General features: G+C 66.5%; 16 protein-coding genes. 4 read left to right on the forward strand and 12 right to left on the reverse strand.

From position 1 onward, the window contains the following. Nucleotides 1-3 precede the first annotated feature (3 nt). The 3 genes from carB to carA are packed head-to-tail and all read right to left on the reverse strand — an operon-like array spanning nt 4 to nt 5,416. Entirely contained in the window at nt 4-3,342 is a 3,339-nt protein-coding gene (gene carB, locus M1K48_RS04180) for a carbamoyl-phosphate synthase large subunit (RefSeq protein WP_249504611.1), read from the reverse strand. A gap of 14 nt (nt 3,343-3,356) precedes the next feature. Beyond that, entirely contained in the window at nt 3,357-4,256 is a 900-nt protein-coding gene (locus M1K48_RS04185) for an FkbM family methyltransferase (protein ID WP_249504612.1), read from the reverse strand. Next, nucleotides 4,253-5,416: a glutamine-hydrolyzing carbamoyl-phosphate synthase small subunit gene (gene carA / locus M1K48_RS04190; protein ID WP_406697132.1), complete on the reverse strand. Its 1,164-nt coding sequence runs from the start codon at nt 5,414-5,416 to the stop codon at nt 4,253-4,255. The genes M1K48_RS04185 and carA overlap by 4 nt, the downstream gene beginning before the upstream one ends. Before the next feature lie 109 nt (nt 5,417-5,525). Between carA and M1K48_RS04195 the strand changes: the two genes are divergently transcribed. Genes M1K48_RS04195 through rpoD form a run of 3 tightly spaced genes read left to right on the forward strand, consistent with a single transcriptional unit; the run spans nt 5,526 to nt 9,895 of the window. After that, a complete protein-coding gene (locus M1K48_RS04195; RefSeq protein ID WP_249505172.1) occupies nt 5,526-5,981 on the forward strand; it encodes a GatB/YqeY domain-containing protein in 456 nt (151 codons plus the stop codon). A gap of 15 nt (nt 5,982-5,996) precedes the next feature. After that, nucleotides 5,997-7,844 carry a DNA primase gene (gene dnaG / locus M1K48_RS04200; RefSeq protein ID WP_249504614.1) on the forward strand — a complete coding sequence of 616 codons (1,848 nt, stop codon included), beginning with the start codon at nt 5,997-5,999 and terminating at the stop codon, nt 7,842-7,844. 14 nt (nt 7,845-7,858) lie between these two features. Beyond that, nucleotides 7,859-9,895 (forward strand): RNA polymerase sigma factor RpoD, encoded by a 2,037-nt coding sequence (rpoD, locus tag M1K48_RS04205; protein ID WP_249504615.1) that lies wholly within the window; start codon nt 7,859-7,861, stop codon nt 9,893-9,895. Between the two features lie 24 nt (nt 9,896-9,919). Here the strand turns inward: rpoD and M1K48_RS04210 are convergent, their stop codons facing one another. Continuing rightward, a complete protein-coding gene (locus tag M1K48_RS04210) occupies nt 9,920-11,953 on the reverse strand; it encodes a putative bifunctional diguanylate cyclase/phosphodiesterase (protein ID WP_249504616.1) in 2,034 nt (677 codons plus the stop codon). 69 nt (nt 11,954-12,022) lie between these two features. Further along, nucleotides 12,023-13,066, reverse strand: coding sequence for an NAD(P)H-binding protein (locus tag M1K48_RS04215; protein ID WP_249504617.1), 1,044 nt, complete (start codon nt 13,064-13,066; stop codon nt 12,023-12,025). Between the two features lie 51 nt (nt 13,067-13,117). Here M1K48_RS04215 and M1K48_RS04220 point away from each other — a divergent pair, with 51 nt between their 5' ends. Then, the gene (locus M1K48_RS04220; RefSeq protein ID WP_249504618.1) at nt 13,118-13,513 is read left to right on the forward strand and encodes a BLUF domain-containing protein; all 396 of its coding nucleotides are present in this window, start codon (nt 13,118-13,120) and stop codon (nt 13,511-13,513) included. A 227-nt stretch (nt 13,514-13,740) separates the two neighbouring features. On the opposite strand, the gene M1K48_RS04225 is transcribed toward M1K48_RS04220, so the two are convergent. The 7 genes from M1K48_RS04225 to M1K48_RS04255 form a co-directional block, all read right to left on the reverse strand. Beyond that, nucleotides 13,741-16,683, reverse strand: coding sequence for an EAL domain-containing protein (locus tag M1K48_RS04225; protein ID WP_249504619.1), 2,943 nt, complete (start codon nt 16,681-16,683; stop codon nt 13,741-13,743). A 327-nt stretch (nt 16,684-17,010) separates the two neighbouring features. Next, on the reverse strand, nt 17,011-18,624 hold the full coding sequence (locus tag M1K48_RS04230) for an alkaline phosphatase family protein (protein WP_249504620.1): 1,614 nt from the start codon (nt 18,622-18,624) through the stop codon (nt 17,011-17,013). 38 nt (nt 18,625-18,662) lie between these two features. Beyond that, complete coding sequence (gene gatB, locus M1K48_RS04235; protein ID WP_249504621.1) at nt 18,663-20,138, reverse strand: Asp-tRNA(Asn)/Glu-tRNA(Gln) amidotransferase subunit GatB; 1,476 nt, start codon at nt 20,136-20,138, stop codon at nt 18,663-18,665. Continuing rightward, nucleotides 20,138-21,619 (reverse strand): Asp-tRNA(Asn)/Glu-tRNA(Gln) amidotransferase subunit GatA, encoded by a 1,482-nt coding sequence (gatA, locus tag M1K48_RS04240; RefSeq protein ID WP_249504622.1) that lies wholly within the window; start codon nt 21,617-21,619, stop codon nt 20,138-20,140. The genes gatB and gatA overlap by 1 nt, the downstream gene beginning before the upstream one ends. Beyond that, complete coding sequence (gene gatC, locus M1K48_RS04245) at nt 21,619-21,921, reverse strand: Asp-tRNA(Asn)/Glu-tRNA(Gln) amidotransferase subunit GatC (RefSeq protein ID WP_249504623.1); 303 nt, start codon at nt 21,919-21,921, stop codon at nt 21,619-21,621. Before gatC ends, gatA begins: the two co-directional genes overlap by 1 nt. Nucleotides 21,922-21,987: 66 nt before the next feature. Further along, complete coding sequence (locus M1K48_RS14375) at nt 21,988-22,572, reverse strand: hypothetical protein (protein WP_406697137.1); 585 nt, start codon at nt 22,570-22,572, stop codon at nt 21,988-21,990. Nucleotides 22,573-22,682: 110 nt separating this feature from the next. After that, on the reverse strand, nt 22,683-24,539 hold the full coding sequence (locus tag M1K48_RS04255) for a DUF885 domain-containing protein (RefSeq protein WP_249504624.1): 1,857 nt from the start codon (nt 24,537-24,539) through the stop codon (nt 22,683-22,685). Between the last annotated feature and the right edge of the window lie 56 nt (nt 24,540-24,595).

Raw genomic sequence — 24,595 nt, forward strand, 5'->3', positions numbered from 1 at the left:
TGATCAGGATACGCGGGCGGAATAATAGGTCTGCAAGGAGCGGACTTCAAGCGAGCGCCCCTTGCTGGCTCGGATCGCCCGCGCCATCGCCTGCGCCGCGGCAACCGTGGTCACGTACGGCACCTTGCGGTTGAGCGCCGTGGCGCGAATCGACTGGCTGTCCTTAAGACTCTGCCAGCCCTCGGTGGTGTTGAACACGATCTGCACTCCGTCGTCGACGATCCGGTCAACGATATGCGGCCGCCCCTGCGCCACCTTGTTGACCCTGGTCACCGGAAGCCCGCGCGCGGCCAGGTGATCGTGGGTCCCGCCGGTCGCGATCACCTCGAAGCCAAGCTCCAGCATCGCTTCGACCGCCGGGACGATCCCTTCCTTGTCACTGTCCTTGACCGACACGAACAACGTCCCTCGGCCCGGCATCACGGTCCCCGCGCCGATCTGACTCTTGGCAAAGGCCATCTCGAAATCGTCCGCGATTCCCATGACTTCGCCGGTGCTCTTCATTTCCGGTCCGAGCACGGGATCGGTTCCTGGGAAGCGCGCGAACGGGAATACGCTCTCCTTGACCGCGACATGCGCAATCGCGCGGTCGATCACCGGCAGGTCCTTGAGCAGCTCGCCCGCCATCACCCGCGCGGCGATCTTGGCGATGGGAATGCCGATCGCCTTGGCGGTGAACGGCACTGTCCGGCTGGCGCGCGGATTGACCTCGATCAGATAGAGTTCGCCGTCCTTAACCGCATATTGGACGTTCATCAGGCCCTTGACGCCCAACGCCAGCGCCAGCGCCCGGGTCTGCTCCTCGATCCGGGCGATGATCTCGGCTGACAGGCTGTGCGGCGGGATCGAGCAGGCGCTGTCGCCCGAATGGACGCCTGCTTCCTCGATATGCTCGAGCACGCCGGCGACCACCACGTCGGTGCCGTCGCAAATCGCGTCGACGTCTACCTCGGTCGCATCGCGCAGATAGCGGTCGACCAGCACCGGGCTTTCGCCCGACACCTGCACCGCGGTGGCGATGTAATGCTCCAGCTGCGCCGGGCCGTCGACGATTTCCATCGCCCGCCCACCCAGCACATAGCTCGGCCGCAGCAGCACCGGATAGCCGATCCGCTCGGCGACCTTCAGCGCCTCTTCCCGGCTGCGGGCGATGCCATTCTCGGGCTGCTTCAAGCGCAGCCGGTTGACCAGCGCCGAGAAACGTTCGCGATCCTCGGCCAGGTCGATCGAATCCGGGCTGGTGCCCAAGATCGGGATTCCCGCCTTTTGCAGGCTGGCGGCAAGCTTCAGCGGGGTCTGCCCGCCAAGCTGCACGATCACCCCGGCGAGCTCCCCCTTTTCGGCCTCGCGGGTCAGGATCTCCAGCACGTCCTCGTGGCTCAGCGGCTCGAAATACAGCCGGTCCGACGTGTCCGGGTCGGTCGACACCGTCTCCGGATTGCAGTTGATCATGATTGTCTCGAAGCCGGCATCGCGCAGCGCGAAGGCGGCGTGGCAGCAGCAATAGTCGAACTCGATCCCCTGCCCGATCCGGTTCGGCCCGCCGCCCAGGATCACCACCTTGCGCCGCTCGGTGATCTCCGCCTCGTCCTCGGCCTCGCCGAACAATGGGGTCTCGTACGTCGAGTAGAGATAGGGCGTAGAGGCGTCGAACTCGGCCGCGCAGCTGTCGATCCGCTTGTAGACCGGCCGCACGCCCAGCTTCAGCCGGTGGCTGCGCACCTCGGCCTCGGTCACCCCGCCGGTCATCGCCCGCATCGCCTCGTGGACGATCCCGCCGCCGCGCGCCTGAAGCTCACCCATCCCGCGGCTCATCCCGGTCGAACGCAGGCTCAGCTGCGCCAGCCGCGAATCGCTGAAGCCCATCGCCTTCAGGCGTCGCATCTCCGCCGCCTCGTTGGGCAGACCATAGGCCCGCACCTGACCCTCGGCACGGACGATCTCCGCCAGCCGCTCGAGGAACCACGGGTCGAACCCGGCGATCTGATTGATTCGCTCGACGCTGATCCCGTGCCGCAGCGCCTCGGCCGCGACCAGCAACCGGTCGGGCGTCGCCACCGCCAGCGCCGCCTCGATCTCGTCCTGCGCCGCATTCTCGAGCGGACGCACCCGGTCGAGCCCGCACAGACCGATCTCCAGCCCGCGCAGTGCCTTCTGCAGGCTCTCGGCGAACGACCGCCCGATCGCCATCACCTCACCCACCGACTTCATCGCGGTCGACAGCTCGGCCGGCGAACCCGCGAATTTCTCGAAGGTGAAGCGCGGGATCTTGGTCACAACATAGTCGATCGTCGGCTCGAAGCTCGCCGGGGTCGCGCCGCCGGTGATGTCGTTGGCGATCTCGTCCAGCGTGTAGCCGACCGCCAGCTTGGCCGCGACCTTGGCGATCGGGAAGCCGGTCGCCTTGGACGCCAGCGCCGAACTCCGCGACACGCGCGGGTTCATCTCGATCACGATCATCCGCCCGGTCTTCGGATCGACTGCGAACTGAACGTTGGAACCGCCTGTTTCGACACCGATTTCGCGCAGCACGGCAATGCTGGCCGAACGCATCCGCTGATATTCCTTGTCGGTCAGCGTCAGCGCCGGAGCGACCGTGATCGAATCGCCGGTATGCACCCCCATAGGATCCACATTCTCGATCGAGCAGATGATAATGGCGTTGTCGGCGCGATCGCGGACCACCTCCATCTCATATTCCTTCCACCCGACCAGGCTCTCGTCGATCAGCACCTCGGTGGTGGGCGACGCTTCCAGCCCGGTGCGGACGAAGTGCAAATATTCGTCACGGTTGTAGGCGATCCCGCCCCCGGTCCCGCCCAGCGTGAAGCTCGGCCGGATCACCACCGGCAGCCCGATGGTGTCGAGCACCGCCAGCGCTTCCTCGACCGTATGGATCACCGCCGACTTGGGGCTCTCCAGCCCGATCCGGTCCATCGCGTCACGGAATTTCTGGCGGTCCTCGGCCTTTTCGATCGCCTCGGCATTCGCGCCGATCAGCTCAACCCCCAGCCGGTCCAGCGTTCCGTCCTTGTAGAGCGCCAGCGCAGTGTTGAGCGCGGTCTGCCCGCCCATCGTCGGCAGCAGCGCGTCGGGCTTCTCCGCCTCGAGGATCTTCGCCACAACCTCGGGCGTGATCGGCTCGATATAGGTCGCGTCGCACAGCTCCGGGTCGGTCATGATCGTCGCCGGGTTCGAATTGACCACGATCACGCGATAGCCCTCGGCCTTCAGCGCCTTGACCGCCTGGCTCCCCGAATAATCGAACTCCGCCGCCTGTCCGATGACGATCGGGCCGGCGCCGATGATGAGGATAGAGGAGATGTCTGTGCGGCGGGGCAAGTCTGCGTTCCTTCTCAGCGGCTCGTGTCTTGGACGGCGATGTAGTCGTGGGCGGCGAGGTGGCGCACCGTAAAGCCGCGCCCCCGCAGCATTTGCTCGATGCGCGGATCGTCGCCGTTGCTTTCGTAGATCAGCGCATCGACCCGATCGAGCAGGCCGGTGGCGCCCCGCAACGCGCCAAACTCCGCGCCTTCCAGGTCCATCTTCATCAGCGCGACGCGGCCTTCGGGGATCAAGGTGTCGAGCCGTGCGGTCTCCACCGTCAGTCGCAACGATCGCCCGCCCTCGCTGGCCGTCGCGATCGAGGCCTGCCCAAGCTTGCTCGGATCGGCACTGGCCTCGAGCATTTCGCCATCTGCCGCCGCCAGCGCTTTCTCGACCACCGTGACGTTGTCAGCGCCAGTCGCCGCGACGTTGGCGCGCAGGCTTTCTGCCGTGCCCGGCATCATCTCGATCGCGACCACCGATCCGCCCGGCCCGACCAGCTGGGATGCGCGCAAGGCATAGAAGCCGATGTTGGCGCCGGCGTCGACGAACCGATCGCCCGGCCGCAGCCGCTCCTCCAGCGCCGCCCACATATGCGGCTCGCGCCAGCGCAGGATGTGGATCGGGTCGTCGGTACCCCCCCGCAGCTGGAAAACACCGACCTTGTCGACCCTAACCTGGACGTCGCGCAGCAGCACCGGTGAGCCGAACCCGTCTAAAGCCCTGAGCGCGGTCAGCGGTGCCGCCAGCGCCGAGGTCGCAAGGGTCCTGCGGTCGGATCCGGATACGCCCGATGCAGCCTTGAGCAGCAACGCCCAATCACGCTGTCGCCGCGCAAAATGCTCGCCCATCCGGACCAGCTTGCGCACCGCGCCCGGCGTCCGCCGGGCCATCTGCTGGCGCAGCAGGGCGAGGCTGCCTGCGCTCACCCCATCATCCCGACGAAGCGCTGGAACAGATAGAAGCTATCCTGCGGCCCCGGGCTCGCCTCGGGATGATATTGCACGCTGAATGCCGGCCGGTCGGCCAGTTCGATCCCGCAGTTCGACCCGTCGAACAGCGACACATGCGTCTCGCGCACGTTGTTCGGCAGCCCCTCGCGCTCGACCGCGAAGCCGTGGTTCATGCTGGTGATCTCGACCTGCCCGTCGGCAAGGCGCTTGACCGGGTGGTTGGCCCCGCGGTGGCCCTGGAACATCTTGCTCGTCTTGCCGCCGACCGCGAGCGCGAGCAATTGGTGGCCGAGGCAGATGCCGAACAGCGGCTTGCCGGTGTCCAGCATCGCCCGGATTACCGGAATGGCGTACTCCCCCGTCGCCGCCGGGTCGCCCGGGCCGTTCGACAGGAAGAACCCGTCGGGCTCGTGCGCCATTACCTCGTCGGAGGTCGCCGTCGCCGGCAGGATCGTCACCCGCGCCCCGGCCTCGACCAGATTGCGGAAGATGTTGCGCTTCGAGCCATAGTCGATCGCGACGACGTGGGGGCGCTCGGCCTCGTTACCACCGTCGGAATAGCCGAGCTCGATTTCCCACTTGCCGCCGCTCCACACCCGCAGCTGCTCGCACGACACCTCCTTGGCGAGGTCCATGCCCTCCAGCCCCGGCCATTCGCTCGCCAGGCGCTGCAACGCCGGCAGGTCGAATTCGCCCGCCGCCGAATGCGCGATTACCACCGTCGGTGGCCCTTCGCGCCGGACCAGCCTGGTCAGCGCGCGGGTATCGACCCCGGCCAGCCCAATCCGCCCATTGCGCTTCATCCATTCGGGGAAATCGACCTTCGAGCGGAAATTGCTCGGGCTCGTCACCGGCTCGCGCACGATCGCGCCCACCGCATGGGGGTCGTCCGCCTCGACGTCCTCGTCGTTGGCGCCGACATTGCCGATGTGCGGAAAGGTGAAGCAGATCGCCTGACGCGCGAAGGAGGGATCGGTCATCACCTCCTGGTATCCGGTCATCGCAGTGTGGAAGCACAGCTCCGCCACCTCTGCGCCCTCGGCCCCGAACCCCTGTCCCCAGACCACCCGGCCATCGGCGAAGACGAGGGCGCCGGTGGCTCCCTTCGGCATGGGCGTGGGCGCAGGACTGGCCATCGGATGGAAGGCTCCGTGAGAGTGAAAACCGGCGATGTCGCTAAGCCGCCGCCGCTACGGCAGCAACGCGGGATGGTCAACCGGAGCGACAGCATTTAACGGCATGTCCATGATCCGAGACACCATCAAGACCGCCCTCGTCACCGCCATGAAGGGCGGGGACAAGCCCGGCACCGCCACCATCCGCCTGATCCAGAGCGCGATCAAGAACCGCGACATCGAATTGCGCACCGGCACTGCGCCCGCCGACGACGATGCGATGGTCACCGAAGTCCTGCAGAAGATGATCAAGCAGCGCCGCGAATCGGTCACCATGTACCGCCAGGGCAACCGCGAAGAGCTTGCCGCGCAGGAGGAAAGCGAGATCGCCGTGATCGAACGCTTCCTCCCTGCGCAGTTGAGCGACGAGGAAGCCGGCGCCAAGATTGGCGAGATCGTCACCGAACTCGGCGCGTCCTCAATGAAGGACATGGGCCGCGTCATGGCCGCAGTTAAAGAGCGCCTTGGCACCAGCATCGAACCGGCGCGGGCCAGTGCGCTGGTGAAGGGGGCGTTGGCGGGCTAGCGTTACCCGCTGTCCATGACCCTCTCCCCCGCCTTCCTCGACGAGCTTCGCGCCCGAGTCACCCTCAGCTCCGTCATCGCGCCCTACGTGAAGCTCACCCGCGCCGGGCGCGAGTGGAAGGCCTGCTGCCCGTTCCACAACGAGAAAACGCCCAGTTTCACCGTCAATGACGAGAAGCATTTCTACCATTGCTTCGGCTGCAGCGCGCACGGCGACGCGTTCCGCTTCCTCACCGACAGCCGCGGCCTGCCGTTCATGGACGCGGTCAAGGAGCTCGCCGCCTCCGCCGGGATGGAAGTCCCCGCCGCCGACCCGCGCGGCCGCGAGCGGGCGGAGCGGCAGGCGACCCTGCATGACGTCATGGCGGCAGCGCAGCGCTGGTTCGCCGAACAGCTCCACACCCCCGAGGGCGCCGAAGCGCTGGCCTACTGCCAGCGCCGCGGGATCGGCGGCGGCGCGATCCAGCGGTTCGGAATCGGCTTCGCCCCCGACCGCCGCCAGGCCCTGCGCACGGCGCTCGCCAGCCACACCGACGCGAAACTGATCGAAGGCGGGCTGCTCATCCAGGTCGACGACAAGGAGCCCTACGATCGCTTCCGCGGCCGGCTGATGATCCCGATCCGCGACGCGCGCGGGCGGGTGATCGGCTTCGGCGGCCGAATCCTTGGCGCGGGCGAGCCCAAGTATCTGAACTCTCCAGAGACCCCGCTGTTCGACAAGGGCTCCAGCCTCTACAATCTCGACCGCGCCTCCCCCGCCTCGCGCCAGGCCAAGCGGCTGATCGTGGTCGAAGGCTATATGGACGTGATCGGCCTCGACCGCGGCGGGATTGCCGAGGCCGTCGCCCCCAACGGCACCGCGCTCACCGAGCGCCAGCTCGAACTGCTGTGGCGGCTCGACCCCTCGCCGATCCTCTGCCTCGATGGCGATGCGGCGGGGCAAAAGGCCGGCATCCGCGCCGCCACCCGCGCCCTGCCCCTCCTCGGCCCCGAACGCACCCTATCGTTCGTCACCCTGCCGCAGGGTCAGGACCCCGACGACCTCGTCAACAGCGGCGGCCGCGACGCGGTCGAGGCGCTGCTGCAGGCCCCCGAACCCCTCGTCGACCGCCTGTGGCGCCACGAGCGCGATTCGACCCCCCTCGCCACGCCCGAACAGCGCGCCGGCTTGAAGCAGCGCCTGCTCGACCATGCCGCCGCCATCCCCGACCGCAGCCTGTCGCAGCTCTACCGCGACGAGTGGATGGACCGCTTTCACGCGCTCAACCGCCGCGAGCGCCCCGCCTTCACTCCCGGCGGCGGCTCGCAGCAGCGCCGCGGGACGTGGGTCAAGGGCCGCGGCTTCGTGCCGCCCGAGCCGCCCGCCAGCGAAGGCGCACGTGCCATCGCTGTCAGCGGGGTCGACCCCTTCACCGCCCGCGCGCTGGCCGCCGGGCTCGCCCGCTTTCCCGACCTGGTGGTGGAGGAAGCCGGCATCCTCTCGGCCCTTCCGTTCGCCGATCCGGCGGCCGAGCGGCTCAAGCATCGCCTGCTCGATCAGGCCCTTGCCGGGGGAAACCTTGATTCGGCTGCGGTCGCGCCCATCTTGGCAGACACCGAGATCGACCGGCTCCTGCAACAGGCGCTGGGCGGCTTCGGAAAAGGTTTCTCCTTCAACCGAATCGATACCGAGCCGAACCAGGCGCGGGCGGACCTCCGGGCGGTGATCGAACTGCTCGGCGACCGCCACGAAATCGCGCAAGGCTTGGCGGAGGTTTCGGCCCGGTTGATGGACGACCCGCAAGCTGTGGCTGAACAGCACCGGCTGCTGCTTGCTAACCAGGAAACAACCAAGAGACTGGCAGATTATAGCGCCAGCGACTAAGCGACCCGACAACCATGGCCAAAGAACCCCTAGAAAACGACGATCAGGACGGCGGCGACGCCCCGCTCATCGATCTCAACGACGCGTCGGTGAAGAAACTGATCGCGCGCGCCAAGAAGCGTGGCACGATCACCATCGATGAGTTGAATGAGGCGCTGCCTCAGGATCAGATGAACTCGGAGCAGATCGAGGACGTCATGTCCGCGCTCAACGATATGGGCGTGCAGATCGTCGAAAAGGAAGAAGGCGGCGACGACGAGGAGGAGGCGGAAGCCGAACCCGCGTCTGACGACGAGGTCGATCCGCTCGACGACGGCGGCCCGCGCCCCGCCGCCGCGGTGAAAAAGGAAACTGTTGATCGCACCGACGATCCCGTCCGCATGTACCTGCGCGAAATGGGCGCCGTCGAGCTTCTCTCCCGCGAGGGCGAGATCGCGATCGCCAAGCGCATCGAGGCCGGCCGCGACACCATGATCTGGGGCCTGTGCGAAAGCCCGATCACCTTCAACGCGATCATCGAATGGTCGACCGCGCTCAACGAAGGCCGCATGCAGCTGCGCGAGATCCTCGATCTCGAAGCCATGCTGTCCAAGGGTCCGTCGGCCGAGCAGCTCAACGCCGCCGAGAATGACGAGGATGGCGACGGCGAAGTCACTGCCGCCGCCGCCGGTCCGTCGATCAAGGAAGAAGAAGAGCCCGAATCGGCCCCAGCCGACGGCGACGACGAGGACGAACTGCGCGAGAATCGCGCGCCCAAGCCCGCTGAGGAAGAGGAAGAGGACAACACCCTTTCCCTCGCCCAGATGGAAGAAACGCTGAAGCCCAGCGCGCTCGAGAAATTCGCGGCGATCACCGACCATTACAAGAAGTTCGCCAAGCTCCAGGACGCCCGCCTCGCCTGCATGGCGGCCGGCACCCCCTTTTCCCCGACCAAGGAGAAGGAGTATCAGAAGCTGCGCGAGACCCTCACCGCCGAGGTCGAGAGCGTCCAGTTCCACAACGCCAAGATCGAATATCTGGTCGAGCAGCTCTACGCTTACAACCGCCGCCTGACCGCGCTCGGCGGGCAGATGCTGCGTCTGGCCGAACGCCACCGCGTGCCGCGCAAGGCGTTCCTTGACAGCTACATGGGCCATGAGCTCGACGACGGCTGGCTGCAGCGCGTGTCGAAGATCGACAAGAAGTTCGCCGCCTTTGCCGCGACCGAGGCCGATACCGTCGACCGCATCCGCACCGAGATCGGCGAGATCGCCCAGTCGACCGGCATGGCGCTCAGCGAATTCCGGCGGATCGTCAACCAAGTCCAGAAGGCCGAGCGTGAAGCCCGCATCGCCAAGAAGGAAATGGTCGAGGCCAACCTGCGCCTCGTCATCTCGATCGCCAAGAAATACACCAACCGCGGCCTGCAGTTCCTGGACTTGATCCAGGAAGGCAACATCGGCCTGATGAAGGCGGTCGACAAGTTCGAGTATCGCCGCGGCTATAAGTTCTCGACTTACGCGACCTGGTGGATCCGTCAGGCGATCACCCGCTCGATCGCCGACCAGGCGCGGACCATCCGCATCCCGGTCCACATGATCGAGACGATCAACAAGCTGGTCCGCACCAGCCGCCAGTTCCTCCACGAAACCGGCCGCGAGCCGACTCCCGAAGAACTCGCCGAGCGCCTCTCCATGCCGCTGGAGAAGGTTCGCAAGGTGATGAAGATCGCCAAGGAGCCGATCAGCCTCGAGACGCCGATCGGCGACGAGGAAGACAGCCACCTCGGCGACTTCATCGAGGACAAGAACGCCGTCATCCCGGTCGACGCCGCGATCCAGGCCAACCTCAAGGAAACGGTCACCCGCGTCCTGGCCTCGCTGACCCCGCGCGAGGAACGCGTGCTGCGCATGCGCTTCGGCATCGGCATGAACACCGACCACACCCTCGAGGAAGTTGGCCAGCAGTTCAGCGTCACCCGCGAACGCATCCGGCAGATCGAGGCTAAGGCGCTGAGGAAGCTCAAGCACCCGAGCCGGAGCCGCAAGATGCGGAGCTTCCTCGACCAGTAAGCGAATGGGTAGGCGCGTTTGGCCTCAGGCGGCCGAGCGCGCCAATTCCGTACCGGTATGACCGTGTCCGGACGGCTCGAACGGCTGCTGCAACAGCTCTGCGGCGGGAACGGGCGGCTGCAGCCAATATCCCTGCCCAAGAGTGCAGCCGAGTTTGAGCATGAGGGTAAGGTGGCGCTCGCTTTCGATATGTTCGGCGACGATGGGCACACCAATCCCGCGGCAGAGCGAGATCACCGCACCCAGCAGACGCTCACCATCCGCATTGTCCAGCGCAGCCGTGACCAGCGCGCCATCGAGCTTAATCTGATCGAACTGAAACTCGCGCAGATAGCCGATCGAGGCATAGCCCGCGCCAAAGTCGTCGAGCACGACCATGACCCCGGCCGCCCGGAGACGCGCCAGATTGTGCTTGGCCGTCCCGAAGTCGGCGAATAGCGCGGTTTCGGTGACTTCGACCTGTAATCGTTCAGGCCCCAGACGGGCTTGCTCGAGGGCGTCCAGAACCTTTTCCGAAAGGTCGGCGGAGCAAAGCTGGACCGCGCTGAGGTTCAGGGACAGACGGATCGCCGGATCCCAGCGCGCGACTTCGTCGATGGCGAGCCTCATCAGGTGATCGCCAAGATTCCCGATAACGTTGAGCTGTTCGGCAATGCTCACGAACTCCGACGGCGGGACATTGCCAAGCTCAGGATCGGTCCACCGGGCCAAGGCCTCGTTCGCCACGGGGCGCCCGGTCGCCAGATCGATTATCGGCTGAAAAAAGACCTGGATACGCTGGGTGACGTCGGTGGCCTGCAGTGCATGTTCGATCTTGGCCCGGCGCTGTCGCGGAACGTCCATGGCGAGCTCGAACACCGCAACGTCGCTAACCGCCTGCGCCTTGGCATCGTAGAGAGCGATATCAGCATCGGTCAGCACCCGCGAGGGCGTAGCCTCGACGCCGTCACGCGACAGGGCGATTCCGCAGCTTACAAAGAGTGGAAACTTGCGTCGCTCGACGATCGCCGGCCGATTGACCTTCTTCAGCAGGCGCTTGCCAGCTTCACGGGCATCGCTCGGCGACGTCATCGACGGAAACAGGATTCCAAATTCGTCTCCACCCATCCTCGCCACCAGGCACTGTGCCGGCGCGGCCCGCGCCAATCGCTTGGCGACGACCTTCAGCAGCGCGTCGCCATAACTATGTCCGTAGGTGTCGTTGACGACCTTGAAGCGATCGATGTCTGTCACTGCGACGGCGAACGGCTGACCGCTGGCGGCGCAATCGGCGACTGCGGCCACGAAGGCGCGGCGATTGGGAAGACCGGTCAGGAAATCGGTCGTTGCCGCGGTGATGGCCTCCTGCCGCGCCGTCTCTGCCAATTCTTGTTGCTGGCCGATCGCCCAGCGCGAGCGGACAATGGTGGTGAACTGGGCGCTTTGCCGCGCAATCAGTTGCAAGACGAGGAACATCACCACGGCAAGACTGACCGCGGCGCCCACATATTTGGGGTTGGGCGATTGCAAGCCGATGGCGGCGAGTGGAACCCCGAGCAGGAGCAGGGTCAGATAAGCGGCGGGGGGCACCGCGCTGAGACCGAAAGCGATACCGACAGCCGTGAATCCGCCGAGCAGGAAGATCGCCATGTGGGTGTCGGAGGGCGCTGTACCGAGCAGGTGCCAGCACCACCAAGCCAGCAAGGCGCACATGAAAGCTGCGAAGCCACATGCCTGGCGGATGCGCGAAATCATCAGCCGGTGGTCGGGATTGCAGGTCGAGCGCAGCCACAGCCACGTCCGCGCGATCGCGCACGCCAGCATGATGGTGGTGACCTCTAGCCCCAGTGAGATCGAGCCATTGGTGGTGATCTGCAAGGCAAAGACGTTGGTCGTTGCCAGCACGTACAGGATGGGCACCTGGCGACGAAGCGCCGCATAGCGTTCCTCGACGAGCGCTCGGCCCATCGGAGTGTCGATCTCCCCAACGGTGAGATGATAACGCAACCGGCTCACAAACATAGCCGCACCGACGTAGCGCGGGAGGCTTAACTTTTGTTTATGGTCGCGGCCGAGCATCGCGGACCAGTGTAGCGCCCTGCTCCTTCATTGCGACAGCCCTTAGTGTGGCGCGTCGAGCGCCCTCCCTCAGCTCCGCTTTCCCACCAGTTCGGCATAATGATCGACCAGCCGGTCCGCCCCTGTCTCCGGCGTCGCCGCCGCGTCGTAGCGATCCGCCTCCTCATTCCACACCAGCATCGACTCTTTCGCATAATAGCGCCCGATCCGCGCATATTCCGCCTTGTCGCGCAGGTTCGGGACCACGCGCCCCAGCGCCCCCAGCACCCCGACGATCACGTCCATCAGCCGCACCGGCACGTGCCGGAAGCGCGGCTTCTCCCCCAGCGGCGCGAACAGCGCCTCGGCCTGCTCGCGCGGCGTGATTGCCGGGCCCGGGCCGCCGATCGGCAGCACCCGGCCGCGCAGCGCCGGATCCTCGACGCAGCGGACAAGATAGGCCGCAAGGTCGGCGTCGCTGATCGGCTTGCACGCGGTCAGCCGGCCGTCACCGAACAGCAGCCACGGCTTGCCCCGCCGCACTGGCTCAACCTGGCCCGACAGCGACTTGAAGAAGGCGGTTGGGCGGACGATCGTGTAGGGCATGCCGCTCGCCATCAGCGCAGTCTCGAACGTGATCTTGGCATGCTGGAACGCCAGCCGCGGCTTCTGCAGACAGATTGCCGACAGTAGGACGAAGTGCCCGACGCCCTGTGCCTGCCCAGCCTCCAGCAGCGCCAGATTGGCGCTATGGTCGATCGCCCAGGCCTCGCGCGGCGACCCGGTGCGCGACGCGAGGCACGACACGATCGTATCGAACCGCTCCCCCCGAAACCAGTCGCGCGCGATTCCTCCGGCCTTAGTCACCTCGCCGACCCTGATCTCCGCACCGGCCAACTCAGGCAGCCGCCGCGCGCCCTCCGCCCCCGCCGGCCGCACGAAGCAGACCACCTGGTGCCCCCGCGCCACCAGCGCCCGCGCGGTGGCCCGGCCGATCGTGCCCGTCGCCCCCACCAGGAAGATGCGCCGGGGCTCCCCTGCCCCCGTCCCGTCTGTTGTCGCTCCGCCCACGAGGGGCAGCGTGCCACGGTCCGCCCCGCGCAGGCAAATGCGGCGCTGGGCGCAGGCCCGCACCTGGCCTAGCCTGCGGCAAGGCGCAGCGCCGTGCCGGACCAGGGAGGCCCCATGAAGCAGCTCATCTACCGCTCGCAGCCCTTCGGTTACGACAAGGCGATGCTCGCCGGCATCCTGCTCGCCGCCCGCCGCAACAATCCGCGCGACGCCATCACCGGCGCGCTGATCTGCCGCCAGGACCTCTATCTCCAATTGATCGAGGGGCCCGAGGCGGCGATCGACGCCCTGTTCGCACGCATCGCCGAGGACGACCGCCACAACGACGTCCGCCTGCTCCTCGACACCCCCGTCGACCGCCGCCTGTTCCCCGACTGGGCGATGCTCGACGATGAGCCCGACTCGCTGTTCTGGTCCCCCGACCAGGTCGCGGCCGGCGCGATCGAGCGGGCGGGCCCGCTGGCCCTCGTCGCGGCCTTCACCCGGCTGACCGGCCGGACCGAACGCTAGCTGCCGCCGGCGCGCTCCTTGCAAAGTAGGATTTCGCCTGTTCTACCCTGGTCGGTGGGCAGTTTCCCTTTCTCTTCGGGCCTCTCCCGACCGGCCGCACGCCTTCGCGCGCGCAGGCAGGGCGCCGCCCGCTGTGACCTTGTTCAGCCCGGCACCCCCGCCACCTGTGACCTTTGTGACCTTGTTCAGGAAAGGCGCATTGGGCGGCACCCGCGTCCAGCCACTCCTCAGCCCTGCAGCAGCGGCGCCATCTGCTCCTGCCACTCGCGCTCGCCGAAGTTGCAGTCGCGCAGGTCGTCCAGTTCCAGGTCGCCCAGTTCGGCCCGCACCTTCACCACTTCCCAGCTTTGGGTCAGCGTGCGGTAGGGCTTGCGGGTGGACAGGTTGGGAAGGACGAAATCGCACCCGACGAGCCTGGGCAGGTCGCTCAGCAGCCCGGTCGCCGCCGCGGGCAGCTTGAGCTCGCGCTTGCCGGTCCCGGTCGACAGCGCAATCCGCCACATGCCCGCGGCGAGGTCGATCTCGCTCCACCGCATGGTCAGGATCTCGCTCGTCCGGGCCCCGGTCAGCATCAGCAGCGCCATGATATATTTGAGCTGGCGGTTGGCGCTGGTGCAGGCGGCAAGCAGCAGCTGGCGCCCCTCCTCGCCGGTGATCAGCGTATAGCCCTGCGAGCGCCGGCCGAAGATCTGCTCGCCGCCGGCCGGCACTTCCTCCGCCTTGACCAGCTTCATGTCGACCGCCAGCGCCCACATCCGTGCCGTCAGCTTGCGCAGCTGCTGCACCTCTTCCTGCTGGAGGCCGGCCGCCTGCTCCGAGTCGAGGGAGGCAATGAAGCCGCCGACGTCGCTCCACCCGACCCGGTCTGCCGACCGCTGTCCGAAGCGCGGCAGGAAATGCTGGGTCAGCGCGTTCTGTGCCGCCCCGATCGCCTGCTCGTCGCCCGCCATGCTGTCGAGATATTCGCGCGACAGGTCGCGGAAGGTCGCGGGCATCCTCGGCAGCTTGAGCGGGTCGCCCCCCGCGACCGCCAACGGCGGATTGAGGCCGATCCGCTGCGCCAGCTTTTCGAGGTCGTTGTCATGGTCGGCCTGGGCCACAGCGCGGTCGGGATCGCCGGGCTTGGGAAGTCCCATCGTCGCCAGCGTGTAGGCCGAGATCCGCCGCCGCGTCCCCAACGCTCCCGTTCCGTCGTCGACCAGCGGCATGTCGAAATGGACGCCCAGCTTCCTCGACCGCGCCCGGACCACGCGGGCAAAGGTCAATTGTCCATCGCCTAGGTCGACGATGATCATCGAATGGACCGCAATCCCCTCGATCCCGTCGATCAGGGCGCCGGTTTCCGACAGGTTGCGGATGATCCCCGAGCGGTAGAAGCCGCCGTGGAGGACGCCGGCCTTGCGATAGACCGACTGGCGGCTGCTGCGCTGCATCGACGGGCCGGTCGGCTCGATCGCCCATTTGCCGTCGGCGACCCGTTCGCGCAGCTCCTCGTTGCTCAGCGCCTTGCTGTAGACCCACCCTTGGACATGGCTGACGCCCAGCCGGCGGATCAGCGCCAGCTGGTCGAGATATTCGATCCCTTCGGCGGTGGTATCCATCCCCAGCGCCTCCGCCAGCGCGACGATGGCCGCGATAATTGCACTGTTGCGCGATCCCGGTAGGGTCGCTTCCCGGACGAAGGTTTGGTCAATCTTGATCTTGTCGAACGGTGCGCTGCGCAGGTAGCCGAGCGACGAATAGCCGGTTCCGAAATCGTCCAGCGCCAGTCGCACGCCCAGCTTCTTCAACGTGGCGAACATGCCTTCCGACACCGTCGTATCGCCGAGGAACACGCCCTCGGTGATCTCCAGCTCGAGCCGGTTGGCGGGCAGGCCGCTACTCGCCAGCGCCGACACGATGGTCGTCGGCAAGGTCCCATCCGAAAATTGCGATGGCGACACGTTGACCGCCACCCGGATGTGGTCGGGCCAGCCTGCGGCATCCTCGCAGGCCTGGCGCAGGGCCCAGTCGCCCAGCCGCCCGACCAGACCCGCTTCCTCGGCGATCGGCACGAACACCGCAGGCGATATCGCCCCCCTCACCGGATGCTGCCACCGCATCAGGGCCTCGACCCCGGTAATGCTGCCGGAATGGCAATGAACCACGGGCTGGTAGACCAGCCGCATCTCGTTGCGCACCAGCGCATCGCGCAGGTCGTCTTCCAGCGCGCGCTTCTCTTCGGCCGACGCCAGCAACTCGGTGGAGAAAAATTTGAACCGCCCGCGCCCCTCGAACTTGGACGCATAGAGCGCCAGGTCGGCGTTGCGGATCAGGCTGACCCGCGAGGTTCCGTCGGCGGGCGACACCGCCACCCCGATCGACGCGCCGATGATGCACCGGCTGCCATCGATCGAATAAGGCTGCGACAGCGTGTGGATGATGTCGGACGCCAGGCTTTCGACCAGCTGCTGGTCATGCGAATTGGCAAGCATCACCTGGAATTCGTCGCCGCCCAGCCTGAACACGCGTTCCTTGTCGCCGACGATCCTCACCAGACGGTCGGCGACCTGCCGCAACAGCGCGTCACCGGCCGGATGGCCAAGCGTATCGTTGACCTGCTTGAAGCGGTCGAGGTCGACCAGCATCACCACGCACGGCCGGTGGTGATGCTCGGCACCGGCCAGCAGGCGGTCGAGATACTCCTCCATCTTGCGGCGGTTGGGCAGTCCCGTCAGCGCATCATAGGCGGCCAGCCTCGAGGCATGTTCGGAGGAGCGGCGCTGGTCGGTGACGTCGATCGCGCTGCCGCGATAGCCCAGGAACTCGCCCGACCGGCCGAAATGCGGTTCGCCCGACACCGACCAGCAGCGTTCGATGTCGGGATCGGCGGTGCGCAGCGTCATGTCGTCGAAAGCCGACCGCTTGGTCAGCATGAAAGGCAGGTTGCGCCGTCCGCTGCTGTCTTCTTCGGCGGCCACGAACAGGTCGCTGAACCCCGTGCCGACCAGCGCTTCGGTCGTGCTCGACAGGATCTCGGCGACGCTATCGCTTATGTAGACCACCCGACCGGCGGCATCGATCGACCAGAACCAGCCCTGGCAGGAACGTTCGAAGCCTTGCATCAGCAGCAGTGCCTCGGCCGTCGAATCGATGGGCGAGCGGGTCTGGCGAACGCGGTTTCCGAACAAAGGAATTTCCTGACGCTTCAGTAAGTGGGACAAAAGGAAGAAGTCTTGGCGACGAATTTCCGGAGGGGACGCCGACGGTCCAGCCGTGGCCGTCCCGGCCTTCGGAGGTGGAGGCGGCCGGGTGGCGCGATGATCGCCCCTTTCTGTGCCGCCCTTCCATGTCGCGAAACCTGCACCTTTTCCGTGATGCCCGCGGTCTACCGGACCCCGCTGAAGCTTGGCTCAACGGTCATGCCTAACAGCGCGTTAGGCAGCTTTGCCCATGTGGTCGCTGCAAGGGAGAACGTCGCTTGGTTCAACCCGAACGGTTCATGAAACCCGTCCCGCTCAGCGACAGGTCGCCGCTTCGCTCCGGCATCGTCCGTCAACACTACCCGGCGCCAGCTTGAGCCCGACCCAGCTTGCCACCGTGGGCAGGATATCGACCGTATCCGCCGCCGCCGCCGGGGCAGCCGGACGCAATCCTGGCGCCATGAACAGGATCGGCACCCGGCGGTCATAGTCCCACGGAGACCCGTGGCTCGCGACATAACCGACGCCGGGCTTCGAAATCGCCGCGACGTGCGACTTCAGTACGATCAACAGGTCGCCGGAGCGCGCCGGGTCGAAGCTCGCGCGGTAGCGCTGGCGGAGTGTCCACTTGGACGGATCACCGCTCGGCATCGGGGTGGAGGCAAGCTCGGCGGCCGTGAACACCGCCTCGACCTGCGGGTGGGCACGGGCAATGGCGATCGCGCCAGCCTCAACGGTGCGGCGATCGGCCGCAGACAGGCTCTTGTCGATCCACACGTCTCCGACCGACCCGCCGAGCAACACCGGCGCGCTTCGCCCGATCCGTCCGGCAAGCTGCCTGCCGATGTTCTGGACAGTGAATTCGGGATCGAGCCGCGCGGCGTCTGCCACGCCTCCGGCTTTCAGCCGCTCGACAAGGTCGAGCCCGCCGTGGTCCGCACTCAGTACCACGGCATAGTCGATCTTGCTGGCGTCGAGCCCGGCAAAGAAACCGTCGAGCTCGCGGTCGAGGCCCAGCATCTGCAGGCACATCTCCTGCCCGCCCCAGCCGTAGCTGTGTCCGACATAATCGGTCCCCGACAGGCCGACGCTCAGCATGTCGGTCGCCGGCCCCTTGCCGAGCCCCATCTCCCCGACCAGGCCAAGCGCGATGGCCAGCGTCGCGCCGTCGATCTCGGGGCTTGCGCGGAAATTGCGATTGTCGCCCGCCCCGCGGGCCAGCGTACCGTTGCCCACCGTCAGCGTCGGCGACACCTGGTATGGCGTCGCCCGCGCCTTGCACAGCGGCGTCGGCTCCAACCCAGCGCGAGGCTGCGCGAACGCGGCGGCAAAGGCCGGGCGGAAGGCGAAGATGGTCCGCGGCAGGGGCGCCGATTTGAGGTCGGTGACCCACGCCTTGCCATCCCAATACCAGCGCTGGTCGGGCGCCTGCCCGCTCATCATCACCGCGGCGCGGTCCTTGCCCGCGACCGCGACGTTGCGGCTGCGCGGGCTGGCTGCCTTCATCAGCTCGCCGAGGGTGGCGGCGCGCAGATGGAGTGGGCTGACCGTGTAGTTGGACGATGAGCTTCTCGCGACGCGCTCATCCTCGGCGCAATAGATCGTCTTGTCGGCGCGCGGCGCGCTCTGATCGATCCAGTCGTTGGCGACGATTCCCGTCGCTGCCGGATGCCGCCCGGTGAGCAGGGTTGAGTGCCCCGGGCAGGTTTCGGTCGCGGCATGGCTCTGATAGCCGTTGGCGAAGGTGACACCCCCCTCGGTGAGGCGCCGAAGCCCGCCCGTGAAATGCGGCCTATACGCCTCGAACAGATCGCTCGAGAACTGGTCGATCGAAATAGCGATGACGAGCTTGGGCGGTCTGGCAGGCCCCTGCGCGATGGCGGGAGCGGCGACAAAGGCCGCGGCGGCGGCAAGAAGCAGGTGACGCATCGTCGCCGCATAGCAGCGCCGATGCGACGCCGCCATGACTAGCCGAGCTTGGCCTTCAGCCGCTCGTTGACCATGCCCGGATTGGCCTTGCCGCCCATCGCCTTCATCGTCTGCCCGACGAAGAAGCCGAACAGCTGCACCTTGCCCTCGCGATATTGCGCGACCTTGTCGCCATTGACGGCGAGGATCTTGTCGATCTCTGCATCGATCGCGCCAGTGTCGCTGTTCTGCTTCAGCCCCTCGCGCTCGACGATCGCATTCGCGCCGTCGCCGGTCTCGAGCATCTTCTCGAACACGGTCTTGGCGATCGAACCGCTGATGGTGCCGTCAGCGACGAGGCCGAGCAGTTCGGCGGCCTGAGCAGGCGAGACCGGACAGTCGACGATGTCCTTGCCGAGGCGATTGAGAGCACCGAACAGCTCGGCCACCACCCAGTTTGCGGCCCGCACCGGTTCCGCGCCGGCTTCCAGCAGCGCATCGAACCAACGCGCGGTCTCGACCTCGGCTGTCAGGACGCTGGCATTGTAGGCGGTGATCCCGCCCGCCTCGTAGCGCTTGCGCTTGGCGTCGGGCAGCTCCGGCAGCGAAGCGCGGCAATCCTCGATGAAGCTGTCTTCCAGCTCCAGCGGAAGCAGGTCGGGATCGGGGAAGTAGCGGTAATCGTGCGCATCTTCCTTTGACCGCAGCGAGCGCGTCTCCTGCTTGTCGGGATCGTAGAGCCGGGTCTCCTGGACGATCGAGCCGCCCTCCTCGAGGATCTCGATCTGGCGCCGCGCTTCATGCTCGATCACGGCCTGGACGAACCGCACCGAATTGACATTCTTGGTTTCGGTCCGCGTACCGAACTCGGCGCCGGGCTTGCGCACCGACACGTTGACGTCGGCGCGCATGGATCCTTCCTCCATGTTGCCGTCGCACGATCCGACATAGCGCAGGATGGCGCGCAGCTTGCGCAGATAGGCCCCCGCTTCGGCTGGCGAGCGCAGGTCGGGCTTGGAGACGATCTCCATCAGCGCGACGCCCGAACGGTTGAGGTCGACGTAACTCATAGTCGGATGCTGGTCGTGCATCAGCTTGCCGGCGTCCTGCTCGACATGGATGCGCTCCACGCCGATCGTTCGCGCGGAGCCCTCGTCCTTCTCGTCGACCAGCACGGTGACCGAGCCTTCTCCGACCAGCGGATGATAGAGCTGGCTGATCTGATACCCCTGCGGCAAATCGGCGTAGAAATAGTTCTTGCGGTCGAACCGGCTCCACTTGTTGATCTTGGCGTCGATCGCGAGACCTGTGCGCACCGCCTGGCGAATGCACTCGCGATTGGGGACCGGAAGCATGCCCGGCATCGCCGCGTCGACCAGGCTGACCTGGGTATTCGGCTCGGCGCCAAACGCCGTTGCCGCGCCGCTGAACAGCTTAGCGTTGGAAGTCACCTGCGCATGGACCTCGAGGCCGATCACGACCTCCCACTCGCCGGTCTCGCCCTTGATGCGATAGGGTGCGTGTGCGTCGGCCATTACCACCACTTTCCCGGACGCGCGGTGAAGCCCGCGCGTTCCTCTATCGCAAGGCCGGCGTTGAGCACGCCCTGCTCGTCCATTTCGCGCCCGATCAGGTGCAGCCCAAGCGGCAGTCCCTGCGCATCAAGCCCGCCCGGCACGCTCATCGCGGGCAGCCCCGCGAGGCTGGCCGGGACCGCGAACACGTCGTTCAGATACATCGCGAGCGGATCGCTCATCTTCTCGCCGATCCCGAATGCCGCGCTTGGCGCGGTCGGGGTGAGGATGATGTCGCAACTCTCGAAGGCGCGAGTGAAATCCTGCTTGATCAGCGCCCGGATCCGCTGCGCCTTGGTGAAATAGGCGTCGTAAAAGCCTGCGCTCAGCACATAGGTGCCGATCATGATCCGCCGCTTGACCTCGGCCCCGAATCCCGCCGCGCGCGTCGCGGCATACATGGCGTCGAGATTGCCGCCTTCAGGCACCTCGCGGAGCCCGTAACGGACACCGTCATAGCGGGCGAGGTTGGAGGAGGCTTCGGCCGGGGCGATGATGTAATAGGTCGGCAGCGCATATTTGGTGTGCGGCAGGCTGATCTCGACCACTTCGGCGCCCGCATCCTTGAGCCAGGCAATGCCCTGGTCCCACAGCGCGTTGATTTCGTCGGGCACGCCGTCGATCCGATATTCCCTGGGAATACCGACGCGCTTGCCCTTGAGATCGCTCGACAATCCCCGCTCCCACGCCGGCACCGGCGCGTCGAGCGAGGTGGCGTCCTTGGGATCGAATCCGCTCATCTGCTCCAGCAGGATCGCGCAGTCGCGCACCGTCCGCGCCATCGGCCCGGCCTGGTCGAGCGAGGAGGCGAACGAGACGATGCCCCAGCGCGAGCAACGGCCGTAGGTCGGCTTAATCCCGGTGATGCCGGTGAATGCCGCGGGCTGGCGGATCGAGCCGCCGGTGTCGGTGCCGGTGACGCCCGGAGCAAGCCCCGCCGCGACCGCCGCCGCCGATCCGCCCGAGCTTCCGCCGGGGGTGAGCGCCGCATTGCCGCCATCGCTCCGCTTCCACGGGCTGATCACCGGCCCGTAGGTGCTGGTCTCGTTCGACGAGCCCATCGCGAACTCGTCCATGTTGAGCTTGCCGAGCATGCCAGCACCCGCATCGCGCAGCTTGGCGGAAACGGTGCTCTCATAAGCCGGCTTGAACCCACCAAGAATCTTGCTGCCTGAGGTCGTATCGACCCCGACCGTTGCGAAGAGGTCTTTGATGCCGAGCGGGATTCCCGAAAGCGGCTTCAGCGCGCCCGACTGCCGCGCGGCATCGGCGGCCTCGGCGCAGGCCAGCGCATCCTCGGGGGTCTCGACGGTATAGGCGTTGAGCGCGCGCGCCGCAGCAACCGCCGCGTTAAAACCCTCGGCGATCTCGCGCGCGGAAAACTCACCGCCGCGAAAGCCGTCGCGCAGCTGCGCCAGCGTCAGGCTGTTGAGATCGGCCATTATTCGATCACCTTGGGCACGGCGAAGAAGCCATGCTGAGCGTCCGGCGCATTCAGAAGCACCTTGTCGCGGACGTTTCCGCCGGTCAGCGGATCGGCATCGATGACGTCGTCGCGCAGCCGCAACTTCTGGTCGATTACGGTCGCCAGCGGCTCGACGCCCGAGGTGTCGGCCTCGCCGAGCTGCTCGACCCAGCCGAGGATGTTGTTGAGTTCGGGCACCAGGGCCTCCACTTCCGCGTCGCTCATGGCGATGCGCGCAAGCTTGGCGATGTGCCGCACGGTGGCGGTATCGACGGACATGGCCGGGCGTTAGCGAGGGGGAGCCGAGCCTTCAACTCCCCCTGCTGCCACCGCGATCACTTCACCTCAGCGAGGCCGGCGGCGATCCCTGCGGTTCTCGCGCCGAAGCTCGCGTGTGTCCTGGCGCTGGTCCTGGCGATACTCGCGGCGATCCTGGCGCCGATCGGTGCGAAACTGCTCCTGGGTCACCTGTCCGGCGTCGCGCGCAGCGCGATCGTCGCGTCGCTCGGTCCGGTAATCGCGGCGATCGTCGCGGCGCTCGGCACGATAGTCGCGATAATTCTGCTGGATCGCCGGGTTGCGGCTGCGCGCAATCCGCTGCTGCTCCCAATAGCGGCGCTGGGCAGTGCTGATCGGATAACGGCGGCGCTGCTGGTCGTAGACGTAGGCGCCGGTGCCCGGATAATAATAGCCGCCGTTCCAGCCGCCATACGACCCGTAATTCGCGCCATAGGCACCGTAGGGGGCATAGCCGCCATATTGCGGGTAATTTCCGTACCCATAGCCATAGCCCGACCCGTAGCCATAGCCGGTATTATAATAAGGCGAACCGACGCCGATCGAAGCGCCGTAATAGGGATCGATAGTGCTGCAACCGGCTAGGCCGACCGCTCCAACCGCAACCAGTGCGAGTTTGCGAACAAGGGACATGAGGACGCTCCGTACAAGCCCCCCGGCCTGACGTACGTCATCCGGCCGCCAGCTTGAACCGGAGGTGAACTGCGCAGGCGCACCGGGGACCTGCGCAGTCCCTCCTACGCTCAGGCTGCCTTGCGGGCAGCGATATAGGCGTCGACCTGCTCTTCCAGCACATCGAGCGGAAGCGAGCCATTCTCGAGCACCGCGGCATGGAAGTCGCGAATGTCGAACCGGTCGCCCAGCTCGCGCTTGGCTGTTTCGCGCAGTTCTAGGATCTTGAGTTGCCCAACCATGTAGCTGGTCGCCTGCCCCGGCCAGTTGAAATAGCGCTCGACCTCGCGAACGGCGTCGGCGCGGGACAGCGGCGCATTGGCCATGAAATAATCGATCGCCTGCTCGCGGGTCCAGCGCTTGTCGTGGATGCCGCTGTCGACCACCAGCCGGACCGCGCGCCAGACCTGCGTCGAGAGCATGCCGAACTCGCTGATCGGGTCTTGATAGAAGCCCATCTCCTTGCCCAGGCCCTCGGCATAAAGGCCCCAGCCTTCGGCATAGGCGCCATAGCCGCCGAACCGCCGGAACTTGGGCACGTTGGGCAGCTCCTGCGCCAGCGCGATCTGGAAATGGTGGCCGGGAGCTCCCTCGTGATAGCTCCGCGCCTCGAGCTGTGGCTTCGACACATCCGCCATGTTGGCGAGGTTGGAATAATAGATTCCGGGCCGCGACCCGTCCTCGGACGGCGAATTGTAGAAGGCGATCGCCGCCGTTCCCTCGCGCCACTTCTCGACCGCGCGTACCTCCAGCGCAGCCTTGGGCAGGCGCCGGAACCATTGCGGCGACTTGGCCATCACCTGCGCGACGAAACCCTCGGCGTCCTTGATGTAGGCCGCCCGCCCGGCATCGGTGTCGGGGTAGCGATACTTCGGATTGGTCCGAAGCTCGTCGAAGAATTGGCGCAGCGTGCCTTTGAACCCGACTTGGGTCTTGATCCGCTCCATCTCGCCATGGATCGCCGCCACCTGGTTGACGCCGAGCTGGTGGATCTGCTCCGCGCTCATCGACGTGGTCGTCGAGTTCTTGAGGCGATTGGCATAGAAGGCCGCGCCATCGGGCAGGCCCCATGCACCGCGGTTGCCCTTGGCCTGGCGTTCGGTCTCGCTCCACGTCGCGAGGAAGTTGCGATAGCCGCGCTGGAACGGTCCGGTCAGCGCCTCGCGGGCCGCGCCCAGCAGCCGGTCCTTCTCGGCCTGCGGTACGTCCAGCTTGGCGACCTTGGCGCGGAAGTCGGCGTAGACCGGCGTGTCCGGACCGCTAGTGAACGGGGCGCCCGCCAGCACCTTTTCGGCGTCCCTGCGGACCGGCGCGAAATTGAAGGTGGAGGGCACGATCCCGGCCGCGGTCTGCGCCCGCATATTGGTGGTGATTTCGCCCATCACCCGCTCGACCGCCTGCAAGCGCGAGACATAGGCCTCGGCGTCGGCGACGCTGGTGATCTTGTGATTGTTTATCAGGAACACCGGCAGCGACCCGGCCGGGCTGCCGTTGGTGCTGGCGATGAAGCCGTGCCGCCGCCAGCGGAAGTTCTCGACACTCTGCTGCACTTCGCTTTCGAAAAGCCGATAACTCAGCCGGCCATTCGGGCTCAGCTTGGCGGGATCGAACTGCGCCCGCATCGAGGCCAGCTGCCGCTGCGCCAGCGCCAGCCCTTCCGCCGCATTGGCGTCGGTGTAGCTGTTGAGCTCATTGTACCGCTCCTTGCGGCCTAGTCCGGTCAGGCCCTGCGGCGAGCGCGCAACCTGTTCCTCGAAGGCAGCGTCGAGGAACACCGTCAGCCTTTGATCCTCGGCTGCCGGATCGATTACGGGCTCTACCGGGCCGGCTGGCGCGGTCGCCGCCGTCTGAGGCGCAGCGAGCTCGCCGTTCGGCGTGGTGCAGGCGGCGGTGGTCAGCAAGAGCAGGGCGGAAAGCTTGATCTTCAAGACAGATACCTTTCACTTCAATCGGCCCCAGCCAAGCCTCACCCGGCCTTCAAGTC

Origin of the sequence: Sphingomonas glaciei, assembly GCF_023380025.1 — a bacterium.
GTDB classification, from domain to species: Bacteria; Pseudomonadota; Alphaproteobacteria; order Sphingomonadales; family Sphingomonadaceae; genus Sphingomicrobium; species Sphingomicrobium glaciei.